The organism is Bacillus sp. FSL R5-0712 (genome assembly GCF_038593285.1).
GTDB classification, from domain to species: Bacteria; Bacillota; Bacilli; order Bacillales; family Bacillaceae; genus Bacillus; species Bacillus safensis.
In genome coordinates, this window is the sequence record NZ_CP151981.1 from 550,932 (window position 1) to 570,265 (window position 19,334).

At 43.1% G+C, this 19,334-nt stretch carries 23 protein-coding genes; 21 read left to right on the forward strand and 2 right to left on the reverse strand.

The window, feature by feature from the left end; genetic code table 11:
- The first annotated feature begins 92 nt into the window (after positions 1-92).
- Positions 93-572, forward strand: a complete 480-nt coding sequence (locus NSU11_RS02610) for a PH domain-containing protein (protein WP_024425383.1) — start codon at positions 93-95, stop codon at positions 570-572.
- Positions 562-2,058 (forward strand): PH domain-containing protein, encoded by a 1,497-nt coding sequence (locus NSU11_RS02615; protein ID WP_254968104.1) that lies wholly within the window; start codon positions 562-564, stop codon positions 2,056-2,058. The genes NSU11_RS02610 and NSU11_RS02615 overlap by 11 nt, the downstream gene beginning before the upstream one ends.
- A 54-nt stretch (positions 2,059-2,112) precedes the next feature.
- Here NSU11_RS02615 and NSU11_RS02620 read toward each other — a convergent pair whose 3' ends face one another.
- Complete coding sequence (locus NSU11_RS02620; protein WP_024425384.1) at positions 2,113-2,718, reverse strand: rhomboid family intramembrane serine protease; 606 nt, start codon at positions 2,716-2,718, stop codon at positions 2,113-2,115.
- Between the two features lie 94 nt (positions 2,719-2,812).
- Here NSU11_RS02620 and acpS point away from each other — a divergent pair, with 94 nt between their 5' ends.
- The 14 genes from acpS to NSU11_RS02690 all read left to right on the forward strand — a co-directional run bounded on the left by acpS (position 2,813) and on the right by NSU11_RS02690 (position 13,813).
- Positions 2,813-3,178: a holo-ACP synthase gene (gene acpS / locus NSU11_RS02625; protein WP_024427373.1), complete on the forward strand. Its 366-nt coding sequence runs from the start codon at positions 2,813-2,815 to the stop codon at positions 3,176-3,178.
- A gap of 160 nt (positions 3,179-3,338) precedes the next feature.
- Positions 3,339-4,355 (forward strand): outer membrane lipoprotein-sorting protein, encoded by a 1,017-nt coding sequence (locus NSU11_RS02630; protein ID WP_087975235.1) that lies wholly within the window; start codon positions 3,339-3,341, stop codon positions 4,353-4,355.
- 141 nt (positions 4,356-4,496) lie between these two features.
- Complete coding sequence (gene alr, locus NSU11_RS02635) at positions 4,497-5,678, forward strand: alanine racemase (protein WP_208946102.1); 1,182 nt, start codon at positions 4,497-4,499, stop codon at positions 5,676-5,678.
- A 293-nt stretch (positions 5,679-5,971) separates the two neighbouring features.
- Positions 5,972-6,253 carry a hypothetical protein gene (locus NSU11_RS02640; protein ID WP_003214273.1) on the forward strand — a complete coding sequence of 94 codons (282 nt, stop codon included), beginning with the start codon at positions 5,972-5,974 and terminating at the stop codon, positions 6,251-6,253.
- A 4-nt stretch (positions 6,254-6,257) separates the two neighbouring features.
- Positions 6,258-6,608 (forward strand): type II toxin-antitoxin system endoribonuclease NdoA, encoded by a 351-nt coding sequence (ndoA, locus tag NSU11_RS02645; protein WP_024425388.1) that lies wholly within the window; start codon positions 6,258-6,260, stop codon positions 6,606-6,608.
- 116 nt (positions 6,609-6,724) lie between these two features.
- Positions 6,725-7,555 (forward strand): RsbT co-antagonist protein RsbRA, encoded by an 831-nt coding sequence (locus NSU11_RS02650; RefSeq protein ID WP_098677664.1) that lies wholly within the window; start codon positions 6,725-6,727, stop codon positions 7,553-7,555.
- 4 nt (positions 7,556-7,559) lie between these two features.
- Complete coding sequence (rsbS, locus tag NSU11_RS02655; protein ID WP_003214235.1) at positions 7,560-7,928, forward strand: RsbT antagonist protein RsbS; 369 nt, start codon at positions 7,560-7,562, stop codon at positions 7,926-7,928.
- Between the two features lie 2 nt (positions 7,929-7,930).
- Entirely contained in the window at positions 7,931-8,332 is a 402-nt protein-coding gene (locus tag NSU11_RS02660) for an anti-sigma regulatory factor (protein ID WP_024425390.1), read from the forward strand.
- 10 nt (positions 8,333-8,342) lie between these two features.
- Entirely contained in the window at positions 8,343-9,350 is a 1,008-nt protein-coding gene (locus tag NSU11_RS02665; RefSeq protein ID WP_024425391.1) for a PP2C family protein-serine/threonine phosphatase, read from the forward strand.
- A gap of 59 nt (positions 9,351-9,409) precedes the next feature.
- A complete protein-coding gene (locus NSU11_RS02670; RefSeq protein ID WP_024425392.1) occupies positions 9,410-9,739 on the forward strand; it encodes an anti-sigma factor antagonist in 330 nt (109 codons plus the stop codon).
- Positions 9,736-10,224 (forward strand): anti-sigma B factor RsbW, encoded by a 489-nt coding sequence (rsbW, locus tag NSU11_RS02675; protein WP_024425393.1) that lies wholly within the window; start codon positions 9,736-9,738, stop codon positions 10,222-10,224. The genes NSU11_RS02670 and rsbW overlap by 4 nt, the downstream gene beginning before the upstream one ends.
- A complete protein-coding gene (gene sigB, locus NSU11_RS02680) occupies positions 10,190-10,978 on the forward strand; it encodes an RNA polymerase sigma factor SigB (protein WP_024425394.1) in 789 nt (262 codons plus the stop codon). The genes rsbW and sigB overlap by 35 nt, the downstream gene beginning before the upstream one ends.
- Positions 10,978-11,577 carry a PP2C family serine/threonine-protein phosphatase gene (locus NSU11_RS02685; protein ID WP_024425395.1) on the forward strand — a complete coding sequence of 200 codons (600 nt, stop codon included), beginning with the start codon at positions 10,978-10,980 and terminating at the stop codon, positions 11,575-11,577. The genes sigB and NSU11_RS02685 overlap by 1 nt, the downstream gene beginning before the upstream one ends.
- A 76-nt stretch (positions 11,578-11,653) precedes the next feature.
- A complete protein-coding gene (locus NSU11_RS02690) occupies positions 11,654-13,813 on the forward strand; it encodes a Tex family protein (RefSeq protein WP_332285633.1) in 2,160 nt (719 codons plus the stop codon).
- 19 nt (positions 13,814-13,832) lie between these two features.
- Here the strand turns inward: NSU11_RS02690 and cmpA are convergent, their stop codons facing one another.
- Complete coding sequence (gene cmpA, locus NSU11_RS02695) at positions 13,833-13,967, reverse strand: cortex morphogenetic protein CmpA (RefSeq protein WP_008346893.1); 135 nt, start codon at positions 13,965-13,967, stop codon at positions 13,833-13,835.
- Between the two features lie 99 nt (positions 13,968-14,066).
- On the opposite strand from cmpA, the gene NSU11_RS02700 reads away from it, so the two are divergent.
- The 5 genes from NSU11_RS02700 (at position 14,067) to lpdA (ending at position 19,323) form a co-directional block, all read left to right on the forward strand.
- Entirely contained in the window at positions 14,067-14,540 is a 474-nt protein-coding gene (locus NSU11_RS02700; RefSeq protein WP_073203962.1) for a SprT family protein, read from the forward strand.
- 199 nt (positions 14,541-14,739) lie between these two features.
- Positions 14,740-15,717 (forward strand): thiamine pyrophosphate-dependent dehydrogenase E1 component subunit alpha, encoded by a 978-nt coding sequence (locus NSU11_RS02705; RefSeq protein WP_024425398.1) that lies wholly within the window; start codon positions 14,740-14,742, stop codon positions 15,715-15,717.
- Positions 15,718-15,736: 19 nt separating this feature from the next.
- Positions 15,737-16,774 (forward strand): alpha-ketoacid dehydrogenase subunit beta, encoded by a 1,038-nt coding sequence (locus NSU11_RS02710; protein ID WP_149125953.1) that lies wholly within the window; start codon positions 15,737-15,739, stop codon positions 16,772-16,774.
- Positions 16,775-16,791: 17 nt separating this feature from the next.
- On the forward strand, positions 16,792-17,925 hold the full coding sequence (locus NSU11_RS02715; protein WP_149125952.1) for a dihydrolipoamide acetyltransferase family protein: 1,134 nt from the start codon (positions 16,792-16,794) through the stop codon (positions 17,923-17,925).
- An 18-nt stretch (positions 17,926-17,943) separates the two neighbouring features.
- Positions 17,944-19,323, forward strand: coding sequence for a dihydrolipoyl dehydrogenase (gene lpdA / locus NSU11_RS02720; RefSeq protein ID WP_149126693.1), 1,380 nt, complete (start codon positions 17,944-17,946; stop codon positions 19,321-19,323).
- The last annotated feature ends 11 nt before the right edge of the window (positions 19,324-19,334 follow it).

The window sequence follows — 19,334 nt, forward strand, 5'->3', positions numbered from 1 at the left end:
GGGTTCGCTTTTTTTTAACAAGCTGAAATTGAAACTTTTTAGGCTTTGTTACGTAATATATTGATAGAAAAGTAAGAGAATGGGGGAAGAATGTGAGAAAACAGCCGCAACGTCAAATTAGTTTAAATGGTTTAAAGGTATGGCGTCTTCAAAATGGAATTATCTCATTGATTTTCTTACTCATCATCATTGGGGTATTTGTTGCCAGCTACTATTTTCAATGGCCATATTGGATTGGAGCGATTCTTTCTGGTTTATGGGTCTTACAGGTCATTTTTGGCATTTGGCTCATACCAAAAATCCGCCACCACATCTGGCGCTACGAAGTATTCGAAAATGAAATTGAAATACAGCATGGACTCATTCGCGTCACACGTGTCATTGTGCCAATGGTTCGTGTTCAGCATGTTGATACATCTCAAGGGCCGCTTTTAAGGCGCTACCGTTTGGCATCTGTTCAAATTTCGACTGCTGCCACAGTTCATGATATACCGGCGCTAGAATTAGAAGAGGCAGATGAGCTTCGTGATTACATATCTCGTTTAGCAAGGGTGACGGAAGATGATGTCTGAACCAAAACGTGTACATCCCATTTCGATGTTCATTGATTTTATATCAGATGCTGTATCCATGATCAAAAACTTCATTATCCCTTTTTTCGTGTTGATTTTTGTGAACTCGAATTCGAGCATTCGCTTTTATGCATTTATTATTCTTGGTGTGCTTCTTTTGTGGAAAGCCGTTTTTACCATTTTAGAATGGAGACGATTCACTTACCGGATGGAAGACGATGAATTTCGTGTGGAATCGGGTGTGATTACGAAAAAGAAAAAATATATCTCGTTAGAACGAATTCAAACGGTTAATACAAGTGAAGGCATTTTCCAGCGGATTTTCGGTTTAGTGCGGGTTCAAATCGAAACGGCAGGCGGAACGGATGGTCCAGAAGTGAGCCTGACCGCGATTACAAAAGCAGAAGCGGAACAATTAAAGCAGTCGATTTTCAACCGGAAGAAAAGCTTGCAGGAAGAAGAAATGACGGATGAAGCAGGTGATCTGAATGGCCATTTGACTGCGCAAAAATCTATGCAGGAAGAAATCAATGTCTCCTATCGTATGGGTGTGCCAGAATTGCTTTTGGCTGCGACCACTTCAAGCGGTATCGGTGTCATTATCTCAGGGTGTCTCGCCATCTACACGCAAATAGATGAAATTCTCCCTTTGGACGGGTTCTTCAAGCAGTTCTCTTTTTTAAGCCATGCGAGCATTGAAATCTATGCGATTTTGATATTTCTTGCCGTATTGATCGCTTGGATCTTGAGTGTTGGGGTAACAGCACTTCAGTATGCGAATTTTGCTGCAAAACGAAAAGGGAATGACATCATCATTACAAGAGGGCTCATCGAGAGACATCAAATGACCATTCCACTTGCGAGAATTCAAGCAGTGAAAATCAAGGAGAATATTATCCGTGAGCCTTTTGGTTTTGCGACCGTGATGCTTGTTAGTGCAGGAGGTTCAATTACAGAGAAAGAAACCTCTTCCGTCTTATTTCCGCTCATTCGGAAGAAAAAAATAAATGAATTGCTGTCACAATTCACCGATCATTATCATGTAGCACCAGAAACAGAGCTGAAAAAAGTGCCAAAGCGTTCACTCAAACGCTACCTGATCTCATATGGCTTTGTGCCGTTACTTGCAGGTGTCATCCTGTCGGTACGCTTTCCGCCATGGGGGTATTTGGGACTCATTCTGTTACCGCTTGCTCTATTCTTCGGCTATTTAGCTTATAAACAATCAGGATATACAATCAAAGATTCATTGATTCAAATGACATCAAGAGGCATTGGCAAGACCACTGGCATTGTCTTGAGAAAACGAATGCAAAACTATACGATGACGCAATCTTTTTTCCAAAAGAAAGGCCGGGTCGCAAGTATTCACACCTTTGTGAAATCCTCTGCGCTGCTTGATTCCTTTGGTGTGCATCACCTTGAGGAAGAAGATGCGGCACGTGTATTTGATTGGTATTCATATGAAAAAAATCAATCGTCTTAAACGAAAAATGTCGATCAGCTCCTGCTTGAGGAGTGATCGACATTTTTTATGAGATTAATAGCGTCTTTTTTTCGAATGGAAAAGCAGCGTAATCGGTGCTAGAAGCATACCGCCGATCAATCCAAATAAGTGAGCCATGATATTGATGTTCGAATTGACGAACGTCATAATGACAGAAACAGCAAGAATCGTTAAAATCACTTGTGAATTCCCGCGGTCCATCATGTGCGGTTTAAACAGGACAAGGTATAGATAAACCCCAAACAAACCGAAGATCGCACCAGAAGCGCCAACGTGTACATACTCTAAAGGCTCCACCCAATAGGTTCCGAGATTGCCAATGAATCCTGCACCAAGATAAATGATCAGAAATCGAACCTTCCCAAGCAAATGTTCAAGCGCTGGGGCGAATAAGAAAAGGGACATGGAATTAAATAAAATATGCGTGAGACTTCCGTGAAGAAAAATAGGTGTAACGAGCCGCCACCATTCCCCAGCCGCTACACCATAATTGAAACCGACGAGATGATCCTGTCCAAGCTGTATAATAGGGATAGGAACCGCAAATATAAGCCACAGGCCAATTTGTAAAGCAAGGATCGCTGTTACGATTGGATACGATCTAATAAATTGTTGAAAGCTCTCCGTTCGAATAAACATAACAAACCCCTTTTGACTAGATAATGGTAAGTTTATAGTAACACGTTTATGAAGCGAACACTTAAATTAGTACGAGTATCATAGGAGGTACCTCATGATTAAAGGAATAGGCATTGATATTGTAGAGATCGACCGTCTTTCGCGAGTACTCAGCAGACAGCCTCGTTTACCGGAACGCATTTTGACTTTAAGTGAACAGGACGTCTTTCGTACACTCAATGAAAAAAGACAGTTGGAATTTTTGGCAGGGCGCTTTGCGGCAAAAGAAGCTTTCGCTAAAGCATACGGAACAGGAATCGGTCAGCATTTAAGCTTTCATGACATAGACATTCAAAAAGACGATAAGGGAAAACCCTTTATCAAAAGCAAGAAAGCGGAGGGAGATCAGGTTCATGTGTCCATTACCCATACAAAGGAATATGCTGCTGCACAAGTTTTAATTGAAAGGTTGTCAAGCTAGTCTGCATATTGTTTGTCCCCCCTTCATATATTGGGTAGTGCGATAAGGAAGGGCGAGTTGCTAACAGGCTTTGATGGTTCGCGGTACGCAGTTAACTCTTGAGGCGTACTGTTAAAGTCAAACAAGCGGTTTCTTCCTTTTAACACAATTAACGAAGGGGTTGAAAAGGGTGAGAAAAAGCTTTGTTTTGCTTGTAACGGGAATCCTTTTTGTACTGATTCTCTCCGCATGCGGTCAAAAATCTCAGCAAGATATCGTTGGAGATTTAAACAAAAAGGCAGAGGAAATGACATCATACAAAGCCAAAGCAAAAATGACCATTGAGACAGGAAATGACCCGCAGGAGTACCAGGTAGAAATTTGGTACAAAAAGCCGGAGCTTTACCGTGTCTATTTAGAAAATCCGAAAAAGGATCAGAGTCAAGTCATTTTAAGAAATGGCAATGGTGTATTTGTGCTGACACCTTCATTGAACAAGAGCTTCCGTTTCCATAGTGATTGGCCGAATAATAGCAGTCAGGTCTATTTATTCGAATCACTCGTGAAAGACATTAAAAATGACAGTGCAGCTCAGTTTAAAGCGAAAGAGTCAAAGTATGTGTTCGAAACGAAGACCAATTATCAGCACAACCAAATGCTGCCTACCCAAGAGATTACCTTTCATAAGAAAACAATGGCGCCTGCCAGTGTGAAAGTGCTGGATAGCGACAAAAAGCCAATGGTGAAAGTGGAATTCTCTCACTTTGAATTCAATAAATCCTTTGACAAAGATGCATTTGATGAGAAGAAAAACATGACACTCTCTCAAATGGATGTTGCCACAAGTGCAGACCCATCTGACAGCTTTGCGGTGAAAACACCAGTTGATATGCCAGAAGGCGTGAAGAAGATGGAAGAGAAAGAAATGACGACAGATGCTGGGAAGCGTTATGTGATTACGTACGGCGGCAAGAAATCCTTCACACTCATTCAGGAAAAAGCGCGAGTAGCTGAAGCATCTACGCCTGTCACGATGAACGGCGAGCCGGTCGATCTTGGTATGACAGTAGGGGTTCTGACAGATCAATCCCTCTCATGGACATCTGACGGAGTTGACTACTTAATTTCCTCAAGTGATCTATCGAAAGAAGAGCTTTTGATGGTCGCAAAGAGTGTAGAAGGCCAGTCAGCTAAATAAATGAGATTCTCAGGCGGAAAGCCTTGATAAATGAAGCATCAGCCCTGTGCAAGGGCTGATTTTCTTTGATTTGTTTCACATTATTCTTGATTTTTAGTATCATATGAAGGGATTGAATCATTCAATAGGGAAGTGTGACTGATGGACACAAATGCCTTTTATAGAGACACATGGGCAGAAATTAATTTAACCGCAATCAAGCACAATGTTTCACATATGAAAGATCATATCGGTCAAAATGTTCAATTGATGGCTGTTGTGAAAGCCAATGCATATGGACATGGAGATATAGAAGTGGCAAGAGCTGCACTCAAAGCAGGAGCAGACTTGTTAGCTGTCGCCTTTTTAGATGAGGCCATTTCTTTAAGAAATCAAGGCATTAAAGCACCGATTCTTGTACTCGGCGCAGTACCGCCGGAGTATGTCAAAACCGCTGTTCGATACAATGTGATCATGACCGCTTACTCCATAGAGTGGCTGAGGGAAGTCGACGCTATGGTGAAAGGGCAGATGGGACAACCCATTCGTTTTCATTTGAAAATAGACAGCGGAATGAACCGTTTAGGTGTGAAAACGTTGGAGCAAGTCAGCGAAGTAAAGAAGCTTGTCAGCGAGCATGCTTATTTACAGCTGGAAGGTGTATTTACTCACTTTGCGACCGCGGATGAAAAGGATGAGAACTATTTTGATCGGCAGGTCGACACCTTTCAAACCCTGCTTCAGCCGCTTCATACGGAGAAGCTGCTCGTTCATTGTGCCAATAGTGCAGCGGGTTTAAGGTTTAAAGAAGTGTTGTTTAATATGGTTCGCTTCGGCATCAGTATGTACGGGCTGTCACCATCAGAGGAAATCAAAGATGAAATTCCTTTCAAGCTGGAAGAAGCCATGACTCTTCATACAAAGCTCGCCCATGTGAAGCTCATTCAAAAGGGTGAGAGTGTCAGCTATGGGGCGACGTATACAGCTAATCAAGATACATGGATCGGTACGGTACCAGTCGGCTATGCAGACGGGTGGATCCGGAAGCTGGCAGGCACGGAAGTACTTGTTGGTGGAAAGCGCCGGAAGATTGCCGGAAGGGTATGTATGGATCAATTCATGGTTGAATTGAAAGAGAACTTTCCAGCAGGGGAGCCAGTCGTTTTGATTGGTGGACAAGGTGAAGAAATGGTATCAGTCGATGAAATTGCAAAAAGGCTTGAAACCATTAACTATGAAGTCACTTGCTCCATTGGCCACCGCGTCCCAAGAGTATATATAGAGGACGGCAAAAGGGTGCATGTGCGGAATCCGCTGCTTCAAGGCGGGTCAAGCTTTTTCTAGCAGCTTTCACAGGAACGATCGTCAAACTGACATCGTTCCTTTTTATTCTACAAAGAAGGGGTAAACATTCTCCCTTTTTTAGAGATTTTGGAAATACCGTATGATTTTCGGAAAAAAGCGTATAATGTGAAAGAGGAACTCCATTATCATCTTTGATTTACGGGTGAACAGCCGCTTCATGTTCTAATAAGAAATCATGAAAAAACAGCTTTGCTTGCGCATTGAATAATGGTATGATTAGTCTTGGAATGGATCGAAACGGTATCCGTAAGTTTTGTGGAGGTGTATGTTTTTTGTCTGAATCCAGCGCAACAAACGAAATGAAGATTCGACTACCGGAGGCTTTGATGTCTGAAATCGAACGAGTAGCAGAGCAGGATAAGGTAACAAGAAATGAATTGATCTACCGAGCGACAAAAACGTATATTCGTGAACGTAATATTCGACAAAATCGTGAATCGATGAGACGCGGCTACATGGAGATGGCGAAAATTAATCTGAATATCTCTTCAGAGGCACAATACGCAGAATTTGAGGCTGAGAATACAGTTGAGCGATTAGTCAGCGGGGGTTAAACATTTGATTGTTAAACGCGGTGATGTTTACTTTGCTGATTTATCTCCTGTTGTTGGCTCCGAGCAGGGCGGGGTTCGCCCAGTATTGGTGATTCAAAATGACATTGGAAATCGCTTCAGCCCGACTGCTATCGTTGCAGCCATAACAGCCCAAATACAAAAAGCGAAATTACCGACTCACGTCGAAATTGATGCAAAGCGCTACGGCTTTGAGCGAGATTCTGTCATTCTCTTGGAGCAGATTCGTACAATCGATAAACAAAGATTGACAGATAAAATCACACATCTTGATGATGAGATGATGGAGAAGGTTGATGAAGCCTTACAAGTTAGTTTGGCTCTTATTGATTTTTAATATGGTGAGATTTGGTTGCTCTCTTGGGAGCAACTTTTTTTTGTGTTCAATTTTTATTAACGTTATAATGAAGAAAGACTAAAAGAAGTGCTGTTTATGTACGTAGGGGGTAAAACATGTCGAATCATATCGTGTTAGCTTTTGCAAGAGAGCATCGAGAGGAATTACAAAAAGAGTGGACGGACATTTTTAGACGACTCGGAGAAAAAGAAACGGACATGATGCTGAACGACAATATGTATGAAACCATCTGTTCGGAATATGTTCAATTAATCATTACATCTCTTTCAGAAGGGTATGCTGAAGATTTTGAAGAAAAAGTACAAACTTTTGCTTTAAAAATTGTTCAAATGGGTATATCACTTAAGTTACTGGCAAATGGTCTAACAGAAATCCGTTCACATTTATATCAAAAAATGAACGATGACAAAGATACAACAGAAGAAAGTCATGACCTCATCTGGCAAATTGATCGATTCATCACACCTATTCATAACGAGATCTTAAACCAGTATTCCATCTCATGGGAGAAAACAGTCAACCTTCAAAAAATCGCGCTGCAGGAACTTTCTGCCCCGCTGATCCCAGTATTTGAGCACATTACCGTCATGCCGCTTGTTGGAACAATTGACACAGAACGTGCCAAAAAAATTATGGAGAATCTGCTCAACGGTGTCGTCAAACATCGCTCACAAGTCGTCTTAATTGATATTACGGGTGTACCTGTCGTTGACACAATGGTGGCGCATCATATCATTCAAGCATCAGAGGCTGTGAGATTAGTAGGTGCGAAGTGCTTGCTTGTCGGTATTCGTCCAGAAATAGCCCAAACCATTGTGAACCTTGGAATTGATTTATCTCAAGTTACAACAAAGAATACCCTTCAAAAAGGAATTCAAACTGCTTTGGAAATGACAAATCGAAAAATTGTTTCATTGGAGGGATAACCCAGTGAGAAATCACCCGAAGATTCCAATCTTAAAACTATATAACTGTCTTCTGATTTCGATACAGTGGGAGCTTGATGACCAAACAGCTCTCCACTTTCAAGAAGACTTGCTGAATAAAATTCATGAAACAGGAGCAAACGGTGTTGTCATTGACCTCACATCCGTTGACATGATTGATTCCTTTATTGCAAAGGTATTAGGTGATGTGATCACGATGTCCAAGCTCATGGGGGCAAAAGTTGTATTAACAGGAATACAGCCGGCAGTCGCTGTGACGCTGATTGAACTTGGAATATCGCTTGAAGAAATTCAGACAGCACTAGATCTTGAACAAGGGCTTGAGACACTGAAGCGGGAATTGGGGGAATAGATATGAAAGACCAATCCTGTGTAAGAATATTGACGGAATGGGACATAGTCGCAGCAAGACAATTGGGGCGCAATGTTGCAAAAGAACTTGGATTTGGAACAGTTGACCAAGCAAGAATTACGACGGCCATTTCAGAATTAGCTCGAAACATCTATTTATACGCTGGTAAAGGTCAGATTTGTATAGATGAAGTGATGGAGCGCGGAAAGCGTGGACTCAAAGTCATCGCAGCCGATGAGGGGCCAGGTATCATGGATATACGTAAAGTAATGGAAGACGGATTTTCAACATCAGGCGGGCTCGGAGCAGGTCTTCCGGGCGTCAGACGACTGATGGATGAATTTAAATTAGATTCTGCACCAGAACAAGGAACGGAGATACAAGCTGTTAAGTGGCTTCGCTAGGAGGGAAACCATGGATTTTAAGGAGGTAATGGAGCAGCGGTACCATCAGCTGCTCAGTCGTTATATCAGTGATTTAACTGAAACATCGCTTTATCAAGCTCAAAAATTTAGCCGTAAAACCATTGAGCATCAAATACCTCCTGAAGAAATAGTGAGTGTTCACCGAAAAGTGATTCAGGAGCTTTACCCTGATTTGCCGGAAGATGTTTTTCATTCACTAGACTTCTTAATTGAAGTCATGATTGGGTACGGACTTGCCTACCAAGAACATTTAACACTCAGAGGCATCCAGCAAGAAATAAAATCTGAAATCGAAATTGCTGCAAATGTTCAGCAAACCCTTCTGGAAACGAAAATTCCAGAAGGAGATACCTTTGATATTGGTGCGATTAGTGTACCGGCAAAACAGATGAGTGGAGATTATTACCACTTTGTGACGGATCACGATACAATCAATATCGCGATCGCAGATGTCATTGGAAAGGGAATCCCGGCTGCGCTCTGTATGTCGATGATTAAATATGCGATGGATTCCTTGCCAGAGTCAGGGAGCGGCCCAACAAAGGTGCTGAAAACCCTGAATCGTGTAGTCGAGCAAAACGTAGACCCAAGTATGTTTATCACGATGTTCTATGGCAGCTATAATAAAGAAACGCATGAGTTTAAATACGCATCGGCTGGTCATGAGCCGGGCTTTTTCTATTGCAAAAAAGAGAACACATTTTACGATTTAGATGCAAAAGGGCTTGTCCTTGGGATCGCACCAGACTTTGACTACAGACAGTACGAGAAGCATTTGGACGCAGGAGACATGGTGATCTTATTCTCTGATGGGGTCACAGAATCCAAGTCAGAGGATGGTTTCTTAGAGCGGGAGGACATCAAAACACTCATATCTGAGCACCTATCCTACTCAGCTCAAGAAATGGTGGATGCCATCTACGCCAGCTTACTCAAACTGCAGGATTTTCAGCTGCACGATGACTTTACTTTACTTGTTCTCAAAAGAAAGGTTTAGAAAGTGAACATGCGGGTATATAAAACTTTAGGAAACAAGAATTTCGAGGTGAATGCATAATGAATATGTCTGTAAAAGAGCATCAAATAGATCAAAAAACGAAAATCAGTGTCAGCGGAGAAATTGATGTGTACTCCGCTCCTGAGCTAAGAGAAACGCTCATGCCTAAAGCTGAGGCGGGAGAGCATCTTGAAATCTGTCTAAAGGATGTTACGTATATGGATAGTACAGGTTTAGGTGTATTCGTTGGGCTGTTTAAAGCGGCTCAAAAAGCAGGTGGCACATTAAAGCTTGAGAACTTGTCAGAACGGCTTGTAAGGTTGTTTGAAATCACTGGATTAAAGGACATCATTGACATTTCTGCAAAGTCAGAGGGTGGGGTACAATGAACGAATCAGTAGATCTAATCGAGATGAAAATACCGGCGAAACCAGAATATGTAGGCATCATTCGTTTGACTCTGTCAGGCGTAGCGAGCCGGATGGGCTATGCCTATGAAGAGATTGAGGACTTAAAAATTGCCGTCAGTGAGGCCTGTACAAATGCAGTTCAGCATGCCTACAAAGGTGAAGACGGCGAAGATGGAGAGGTGGCTGTTCGCTTTCTTGTCTACGAGGATCGTCTAGAAATCATTGTCGCTGACAAAGGCGGTAGCTTTGACTTTAAGCAAAAACAGGAAGACCTCGGACCGTACACATCTGCTCATACGGTGGATCAATTGGCAGAAGGAGGTCTTGGTTTATACTTAATGCAAACATTGATGGATGAAGTCGAGGTGCAAGCAAACTCCGGAGTTACCGTAGCGATGACAAAGTTTTTAAACAGGGAGCGAGTTGACCATGACACAACCATCCAAAACTATGAAACTAACTAAAGATGAAGTAGACCGCCTCATCCAAAGCTATCAAACCAATCAAGACGAGCAGGCGCAGCTCACGCTGGTCGAATGCTATACAAACTTGGTTGATATGCTGGCGAAAAAATATTCTAAAGGAAAAAGTTTTCATGAGGACCTTAGACAAGTTGGAATGATTGGTTTACTTGGCGCCATTAAACGATACGACCCGCTCGTCGGTAAATCATTTGAAGCCTTTGCCATTCCAACCATCATCGGGGAAATCAAACGCTTTTTACGAGATAAAACATGGAGTGTCCATGTACCAAGGCGGATTAAAGAGCTTGGACCAAGAATTAAAATGGCAGTCGATCATTTGACAACAGAGACACAGAAATCACCTAAAGTCCAAGAAATTGCAGAATACCTAGATGTAACAGAAGAAGAAGTACTTGAAACCATGGAGATGGGCAAAAGCTATCAAGCACTGTCTGTTGACCAAGGCGTAGAGGCTGATTCTGAAGGAAGTACTGTGACGATTTTAGACGTTGTCGGCTCACAGGAAGAGGGCTACGAACGTGTGAACCAAAAATTGATGCTTGAGAGTGTGCTTCATGTGCTGTCGGATAGAGAAAAAGAGATTATCAATCTGACTTACTTGCAAAATAAGAGTCAGAAAGAGACAGGCGATTTACTTGGTATATCCCAAATGCATGTATCGAGACTGCAGCGGAAGGCAGTGAAAAAACTGCGAGATGCATTATCAGAAGATGCGTCTATGGAGCTAGGGTAATGAAGCAGATTGAACAGCATGAGCATGTAAACGCCATTATCTATCAATCGAATAAAGAAGGGAAGTCATGCTGCGGGGACAGTTTTTTTATTAAAGCAGATGATGAAGAACTAATTTGTGCTGTAGCAGACGGATTAGGCAGCGGCCAGTACGCCAATGAATCATCTTCTTTAGTCAGCGAAATTGTCGAAGAATATGGACATGAGGATGTGGCGGCCCTCATCGACAGATGCAATCAGGCTATGAAAAATAAACGCGGGGCCACTGTGGCCATATTAAAGGTGAATTTTTCCCAGCAGCAATTTACCTATTGTTCGGTTGGTAATATTCGGTTTATCTTGAATGCACCTTCTGGCGATTATATTTATCCATTTCCGACATCAGGATACTTATCAGGGAAACCTAGAAAATATAAAACATACACCTATTCCTACGAAAAAGGATCGATATTCATTATGTATTCAGACGGACTGAATGTGCCAAACATGCGCATGTGTTTAAAGCATGGACATTCAGTTGAAGACATCGCCAAACAGCTTGAAACATACACACAAGACAAAAAGGACGATCTCACCTATGTACTTGGTCAGCTTACGTAAAATAGCTGACCTTTTTTCTGTTTTGCCGGTTTTTTTGATACACTAAAAGAGAAGACACAGTGAGAGGATGCAAAGTATGAAGACATCTGACTTTTTATTGAAACAAATTGCGACAGAATTAAAGCTTTCAACAAAACAAATTGAAAGTGTGATCAAGCTTTTAGAGGATGGCAACACCGTCCCGTTTATTGCCCGTTATCGGAAAGAGCAGACAGGCTCACTGGATGAGGTGCAAATTCAAACCATTTCAGAGCGCTATACATATATCCAAAATGTCACGAACCGAAAAGAAGAAGTCATTCGCTTAATTGCTGAACAAGACAAACTGACTGATGAATTAAAACAGAAAATTGAACAAGCTCATAAACTGCAAGAGGTCGAAGATTTATACCGGCCATTCAAACAAAAGCGCAAAACAAAGGCGAATGTAGCCAAAGCAAAAGGGCTGGAGCCGCTGGCGGAATATTTACTCACGCTGCCAAGCGATCAGATCGAGAAGAAAGCAGCTGCTTTTATTAACGAAGAAAAAGAAGTGGCAAATGTAGAAGAGGCACTTGAGGGTGCGCAGCACATCATTGCTGAACAGCTGGCAGATGATCCTGATATGCGAAAATGGATTCGCAGTGAAACGTACCAAAAGGGCAGTCTGGTCACATCAGGAAAAGACGTCGAAAGCGATGAGAAAAACGTCTATGAAATGTATTACGATTATCAAGAGCCAATCAAAAAGATTGTTCCGCACCGTGTACTAGCGGTCAACCGCGGGGAGAAAGAGGGCATTTTAAAGGCAGCCATCGAACCCCCTGCTGAAAATATTCGTTTCTATCTCGACAAACAAGTTCTAAAAGGCAAACAGACGACGGCGAGACCGTTTATTGAAGCGGCAATCGATGATGCGTATAAACGCCTCATTCAGCCTTCCATCGAACGAGAAATACGAAAAGAGCTGACTGAAAAAGCAGAGGAACAAGCGATTCATATTTTTGCTGAAAACTTAAGAAAACTGCTGCTTCAGCCGCCTATGAAAGGGAAGCGTGTACTTGGAGTCGATCCCGCATTTCGGACAGGCTGTAAATTAGCTGTCGTGGATGATACAGGCAAAGTCCATCATATTGGCGTCATTTACCCGCATCCGCCCGTGCAGAAAAAAGCGGAAGCGAAACAAAAAGTCAAAGAGATCATTCAATCATCAAACATCGAAGTCATTGCGATTGGAAACGGAACAGCCTCAAGAGAGACAGAACAATTCATTGCAGACTTGATTCAAGAGCTAGATCAGCCGGTGTCTTATTTGATCGTGAATGAAGCTGGTGCAAGTGTTTACTCCGCATCAGCGCTGGCACGAGAAGAGTTTCCAGATCTGCAAGTCGAAGAGCGAAGCGCCATCTCAATCGCTAGAAGATTACAAGATCCTTTAGCAGAACTTGTGAAAATTGATCCGAAGTCTGTCGGTGTGGGCCAGTACCAGCATGATGTCAGCCAGAAGCAATTAAACAGCTCATTAACCTTTGTGGTAGAAACAGTCGTCAACCAAGTTGGTGTAAACGTCAATACCGCCTCACAGGCGCTGCTGCAATATGTATCAGGCCTTTCAAAAGCCGTCGCAGGGAATATCATTAAACGACGCGAAGAGATTGGGAGATTCACAAGCAGAAAAGAATTGAAGGATATCCCAAGGCTCGGTGCTAAGACATATGAGCAGTGTATCGGTTTCCTTCGCATTACAGATGGACAAGATCCGCTTGACCGTACAGGCATTCACCCTGAGAGCTATAAAGAAACAAAACAGTTTTTACGCATGATCAACATGACACCAGACGATCTTGGCACAGAGCAGTTAAAAGAGAAAATTGCTGAAGTGAAACTGGACGATGCAGCCCAGCAGCTGAACATTGGGACAATTACACTTCAAGATATCATTGATCAGCTGACAAGACCTGAGCGTGATCCGCGGGATGAAGTGCCAAAACCGCTGCTCAAAACAGATGTGTTGAAATTGGAAGACTTGAAGCAAGGAATGGAGCTGCAAGGAACGGTGAGAAACGTTGTGGACTTCGGTGCATTCATTGATATTGGTGTAAAGCAGGATGGGCTTGTGCATATTTCCAAGCTAAGCAATCGTTTTGTGAAGCATCCGCTTGACGTTGTATCAGTTGGTGACATTGTGACCGTATGGGTGGACTCCGTTGACCAGACAAAAGGCCGCGTTGCTCTCTCCATGCTGAAACCAGAGTAACAAAAAAACGAGGCGCACCTTAGGATGGGGTGTGCCTTGATGTGACTGAATGTTTTTTTCTATAAAAGTACCAGCATTGATTCAGCAATTTGATTTGATAATGATTTTTCTCATAAAATGCCTTCTGCATCTGATTTTTCAGCCAGTTGGGCATCGCCCATTCCTCCTTTGATCGAAACAGTGGATGTACCTTCAATGTATGCATAGGGGAAATTGTCCCGTTCGAGGTTTTTATAGAAAGGAACGATCTTGATTGAACGAGAGAGAGTTACAGCAGTTAACAGAGCACATTTCCCAGCAGTTCTTTGGCAAGGCATTCCGCCATCAGGCTGTTTTTAATGACCGTCTAAAAACGACAGGCGGACGATATTTACTTGGTACACACAACATCGAACTGAACCGCCGATACCTAGAGGAGCATGGACGAGAAGAATTAATCGGGATCATCAAGCATGAGCTGTGTCATTATCATCTGCACCTTGAGGGAAAGGGCTATCAGCACCGTGACCGTGATTTTAAAGCGTTATTAAAACAAGTAGGAGCCCCGCGTTTTTGTACACCGCTAAAAACCATACAAAATAAGCGCCGTGCGGAGAAACGCCATGAATATATTTGCACAGGATGCGGCCGGTCTTTTATAAGGAAAAGACGGTTTGATACCTCTCGTTATGTATGCGGCGTCTGCAAAGGGAAATTAAAGTGGCTGCGCACAACCAATTCATTGTGAAAAGCATTCCTCTATGGGGATGCTTTTTTTGTTTCTATAGATGTGTGGACATATTGAGACAAAAAGAGACGCATGTCTCATTTTGTCTCTTTTTTCATCGGTATGATTCGTTCAAAACCTAAGTGTTCATGCGTCGTCATGTTGGCACGATTTTTGCTTGTATAGAAGTGCAAGCAAAAAAGATAGGAGGTTTTATCAAATGGAAATGGCATTGACTAAAGAAAAAGCCGTATGGATGTATCAAAAAATGCAGGAAATCCGCCAATTTGAAGACCGGGTGCACACGCTTTTTACAAAAGGAATCTTGCCGGGGTTTGTCCATCTTTATGCTGGCGAAGAAGCTGTTGCCGTAGGAGTCTGTGCTCATCTGAATGAAAAAGACAGTATTACAAGTACACACCGGGGCCACGGCCATTGTATAGCGAAGGGCTGTGATCTAAAAGGAATGATGGCAGAAATCTATGGGAAAGCAACAGGTCTCTGTAAAGGCAAAGGCGGATCCATGCACATTGCAGATTTTGATAAAGGAATGCTTGGTGCCAACGGAATTGTTGGAGGAGGCTTTCCTCTTGCGTGCGGGGCAGCCCTCACAGCTAAATATAAAAAGACAGAAAATGTAAGCGTTTGCTTTTTTGGGGATGGTGCAAACAATCAAGGGACTTTCCACGAAGGAATCAATCTCGCGGCCATCTGGAAACTGCCCGTTATTTTCATCGCAGAAAACAATGGGTACGGGGAAGCGACACCATTTTCCTATGCTTCAAGCTGTAAATCAATCGTAGATCGAGCCGCCGGTTATGACATTCCTGGGATTCAAGTAGATGGAAAAGATGTGATGGCCGTTTATCAAGCTGCAGAGCAAGCAATTGAACGAGCAAAAAATGGAGAAGGTCCGACATTGATTGAATGCATGACATATCGAAATTATGGCCATTTCGAAGGAGACGCCCAGCGTTACAAAACAAATCAAGAAAAAACAGAACATCAAGAAGAGAGAGATGCGATCGCTCTTTTTAAAAATGAATTGATCAAGCAGCAGCTGCTGACGAATGGAGAGATATCAAATATTGAAGCGGCTGTAGCAGAAGCCATAGATGAAGCCGTTCAATTCAGTGAAGAAAGTGAATATCCAGATCAGACCGAATTATTGACCGACGTGTATGTTTCGTATCAATAAATCAAAGGGGGAGAGGAAAATGACAAGAGAAATCAGCATGTCTAGTGCATTAAATGAAGCGATTAAACTTGCCATGAGAAGAGACGAGGATGTCATTTTAATGGGGGAAGATGTGGCTGGAGGCGCTCATGTCGATCACTTACAGGATGATGAAGCATGGGGCGGTGTGCTTGGTGTAACGAAAGGAATCGTTCAGGAGTTTGGGCGTGAGCGAGTTCTTGACACACCGATTAGTGAAGCTGGCTATGTAGGTGCGGCCATGGCAGCAGCTTCCACAGGGCTAAGACCAATTGCAGAACTCATGTTTAATGATTTTATCGGCACCTGTCTGGATCAAGTGCTGAATCAAGGAGCAAAATTCCGATATATGTTTGGCGGAAAAGCAGAGGTACCGATCACGATCAGAACGACACATGGGGCGGGTTTTAGAGCAGCTGCTCAGCATTCGCAAAGCTTGTATGCGCTATTTACAAGCATCCCTGGATTGAAAGTAGTGGTGCCTTCTTCACCATACGATGCCAAAGGATTGCTGCTGGCAGCCATCGAGGATCAGGACCCTGTCATCTTTTTTGAAGACAAAACGCTTTACAATATCACAGGAGGTGTTCCAGAGCGATACTACACGCTGCCGCTTGGCAAAGCAGAAGTGAAAAGAGAAGGCTCAGATGTGACCATTTTTGCAGTAGGCAAACAAGTTCATACAGCACTCGAAGCGGCCGAGCAATTAGCTGCCCAAGGAATTGAAGCAGAGGTGATTGATCCAAGAAGCTTGTCACCGCTCGATGAAGAGGCCATTCTAACTTCAGTAGAAAAAACAAATCGGCTTGTCATTGTAGATGAAGCAAATCCAAGGTGCGGAATTGCCGCAGATATTTCTTCTCTGGTTGCGGATAAAGGATTCGATTTACTTGACGCTCCAATCAAAAAAGTGACGGCTCCTCATACACCGGTTCCGTTTTCACCACCGCTTGAAGATATCTATTTGCCGACACCTGAAAAGGTTGTGAACACCGTATTAGAGATGGTTGGAAAGAGTCATGACAAGATCTTGAACTAAAGAAAGGAGAGAGGGAGATGGCTGTCGAGGTTGTGATGCCGAAATTGGGCATGTCAATGAAAGAAGGAACGGTATCTGTCTGGAATAAAGAGGTCGGAGAAACCGTAAATAAAGGGGAAAGCATTGCAAGCATCAACTCTGAAAAAATTGAAATGGAGATCGAATCACCTGCTGAAGGAACCATATTGGATATAAAAGTGCCTGAGGGAGAAGGTGTGCCGCCTGGCACGGTCATCTGCTATATCGGTGAAGGAAATGAACAGATCGAGGAAAAGAAAGAAAAAGACCTGCCGCCAAAACAAAAGAAAGAGAGAAAGAAAATCTCCCCTGTGGCACGTAAGATTGCTCAAAGCGCTAATCTGGATATTCATACACTAGTGGGAACAGGTCCAGATGGAAGAATCACGAAAGCGGATGTGCTTCGAGCACTTCCTGATGAAAAAGAAAAACAACACAATGAACCAACAAAGCATCAGCCAGTCAGCATGATGCGGAAAACCATTGCCTCGCGAATGATGGAAAGCCTGCAAACAAGTGCACAATTAACAATTACGATGAAAGCGGATGTGACAAAGCTGACAGCATTACAGTCTGAGTTGAACGAAACAGCCGCAGCACGACACGATATGAAATTAACCATGACCGATTTTGTAGCCAAAGCAGTGGTTCTTTCCCTGCTAGAGCATCCTGCAATGAACAGTCAATATCAGAATGATAGAGTCGAAACTTTTGAGTATGTTCATCTTGGAATCGCTGCTGCTTTAGATCACGGTCTGGCAGTACCTGTTATTCAGCATGCGGAAAAACTTTCACTTATTGAGCTGGCGAAGAGCATCAAATCGTATGGCAAAAAAGCACGTGAAGGCAGACTTCTCCACGATGAAATTGAAGGCTCTACCTTTACAATCACTAACCTAGGCGCCTATGCTGTGGAACATTTTACACCGATTTTGAATCCGCCGGAAGCAGGTATTCTTGGCGTTGGCAAAGCGGATCACATGCCTGTATATCATGGGAATGAATTATGTAAAGGGACGATCCTGCCACTCAGTCTGACATTTGACCATCGCGTGCTGGACGGGGCTCCGGCATCACAATTTTTATCAACTGTTAAAGCGTATTTAGAAAATCCAGTATCCATTCTTTTATAGGAAGAAGGTGAAATGACCATGACGCTAGTCATTATAGGAGGCGGGCCAGCAGGATATGTGGCGGCAATAACAGCCGCCCGTTTTGAAAGAGAGGTTGTACTAATCGACCAAGGCCTGTTAGGAGGTACCTGCCTGAATGAAGGCTGTATTCCAACGAAAGCACTTTTGCAAAGCGCTGATATGTACGAGCATGTGAAATCAGCTGGACAATTTGGAATTGAGCTTCCAGGGAAGGAGCCTGTCATTCATTGGGATGCCGTTCAAAGGCGGAAGCGGTCAGTCGTCAAGCAGCTGACTGATGGCGTTCGTTATTTGATGAATAAAAACAAAATCAGCGTGTTAAATGGGAAGGCATCATTTCTTTCAGCACATGAGCTATTGATAGAAAGTGAAGGGAAATCTGAAATCATTCAGGCAAAACAAATCATTATTGCTTCAGGATCAGAACCTGCTGCTTTACCTTTCGCCCCATTTGACAGAGAGTGGATCATTGATAGTAAGGATGCGATGACGCTCCCTTCAATACCAGATTCGCTTTGTATCATTGGTGGAGGGGTGATCGGCTGTGAGTTTGCAAGCATCTTTAGCCGAATGGGATCAAAGGTTGTCATGGTGGAACAGGCAGCACACATTTTACCTGAAGAAGATCACGATACGGCTAAATGTCTTCACGATCAGCTTCAAAAAGCAGGTGTGGAGATTTTGACATCAGCAGCAGTCAAACAGCTTGATGCAATTTCCAAAAAAGTGGTCATTGAGAAGGATCATGGGGAGCGCTGTGACATCCAGTCTGATCATTGTTTAGTCGCCATTGGCAGAAAACCGAGGATGGGAGAGCTGAATCTTGAGCAGATCGGCATAGAATTTGACAGGAACGGCATCTGCGTGAATGAGCATATGCAAACCAATCTTCCGCATATCTATGCGTGCGGTGATGTAACAGGCGGCGTTCAGCTTGCTCATGCTGCTTTTCATGAAGGAACGATTGCGGCATCACATGCATCAGGTGAAGATGTAAAGGTCAATGAACAAGTGATTCCAAGGTGCATCTACACGTCTCCAGAAATCGCTAGTGTCGGTTTAAATGAAGAGAATGCTAGAAAACAATATGGGGAGATTCGAATAGGGAAATTTGCATTCTCTGCAAATGGAAAAGCACTAATTTTAAATCAGCCAGCTGGTCAAGTAAAGGTCATTGTCGAATCGCAATATCAAGAAATTTTAGGTGTATCCATTATCGGGCCGAATGCAACAGAACTGATTGGACAAGCGGCGGTGATGATGCATACAGAGCTGACAGCTGATACATTAGAGCAGTTTATTGCGGCACATCCGACACTCTCTGAGGCGATACACGAAGCCTTGCTGCAAACAAATGGGCGAGCGGTGCACTGCTGATAGAGAAACTT

Excerpts from the sequence above, each read along its gene's own strand:
- NSU11_RS02615 (WP_254968104.1), top strand. The coding sequence starts at position 562 with ATGATGTCTGAACCAAAACGTGTACATCCCATTTCGATGTTCATTGAT.
- NSU11_RS02620 (WP_024425384.1), bottom strand. The coding sequence starts at position 2,718 with ATGTTTATTCGAACGGAGAGCTTTCAACAATTTATTAGATCGTATCCA.
- acpS (WP_024427373.1), top strand. The coding sequence starts at position 2,813 with ATGATTAAAGGAATAGGCATTGATATTGTAGAGATCGACCGTCTTTCG.
- alr (WP_208946102.1), top strand. The coding sequence starts at position 4,497 with ATGGACACAAATGCCTTTTATAGAGACACATGGGCAGAAATTAATTTA.
- NSU11_RS02650 (WP_098677664.1), top strand. The coding sequence starts at position 6,725 with ATGTCGAATCATATCGTGTTAGCTTTTGCAAGAGAGCATCGAGAGGAA.
- NSU11_RS02660 (WP_024425390.1), top strand. The coding sequence starts at position 7,931 with ATGAAAGACCAATCCTGTGTAAGAATATTGACGGAATGGGACATAGTC.
- NSU11_RS02665 (WP_024425391.1), top strand. The coding sequence starts at position 8,343 with ATGGATTTTAAGGAGGTAATGGAGCAGCGGTACCATCAGCTGCTCAGT.
- NSU11_RS02670 (WP_024425392.1), top strand. The coding sequence starts at position 9,410 with ATGAATATGTCTGTAAAAGAGCATCAAATAGATCAAAAAACGAAAATC.
- rsbW (WP_024425393.1), top strand. The coding sequence starts at position 9,736 with ATGAACGAATCAGTAGATCTAATCGAGATGAAAATACCGGCGAAACCA.
- sigB (WP_024425394.1), top strand. The coding sequence starts at position 10,190 with ATGACACAACCATCCAAAACTATGAAACTAACTAAAGATGAAGTAGAC.
- NSU11_RS02685 (WP_024425395.1), top strand. The coding sequence starts at position 10,978 with ATGAAGCAGATTGAACAGCATGAGCATGTAAACGCCATTATCTATCAA.
- NSU11_RS02690 (WP_332285633.1), top strand. The coding sequence starts at position 11,654 with ATGAAGACATCTGACTTTTTATTGAAACAAATTGCGACAGAATTAAAG.
- cmpA (WP_008346893.1), bottom strand. The coding sequence starts at position 13,967 with ATGCCCAACTGGCTGAAAAATCAGATGCAGAAGGCATTTTATGAGAAA.
- NSU11_RS02705 (WP_024425398.1), top strand. The coding sequence starts at position 14,740 with ATGGAAATGGCATTGACTAAAGAAAAAGCCGTATGGATGTATCAAAAA.
- NSU11_RS02710 (WP_149125953.1), top strand. The coding sequence starts at position 15,737 with ATGACAAGAGAAATCAGCATGTCTAGTGCATTAAATGAAGCGATTAAA.
- NSU11_RS02715 (WP_149125952.1), top strand. The coding sequence starts at position 16,792 with ATGGCTGTCGAGGTTGTGATGCCGAAATTGGGCATGTCAATGAAAGAA.
- lpdA (WP_149126693.1), top strand. The coding sequence starts at position 17,944 with ATGACGCTAGTCATTATAGGAGGCGGGCCAGCAGGATATGTGGCGGCA.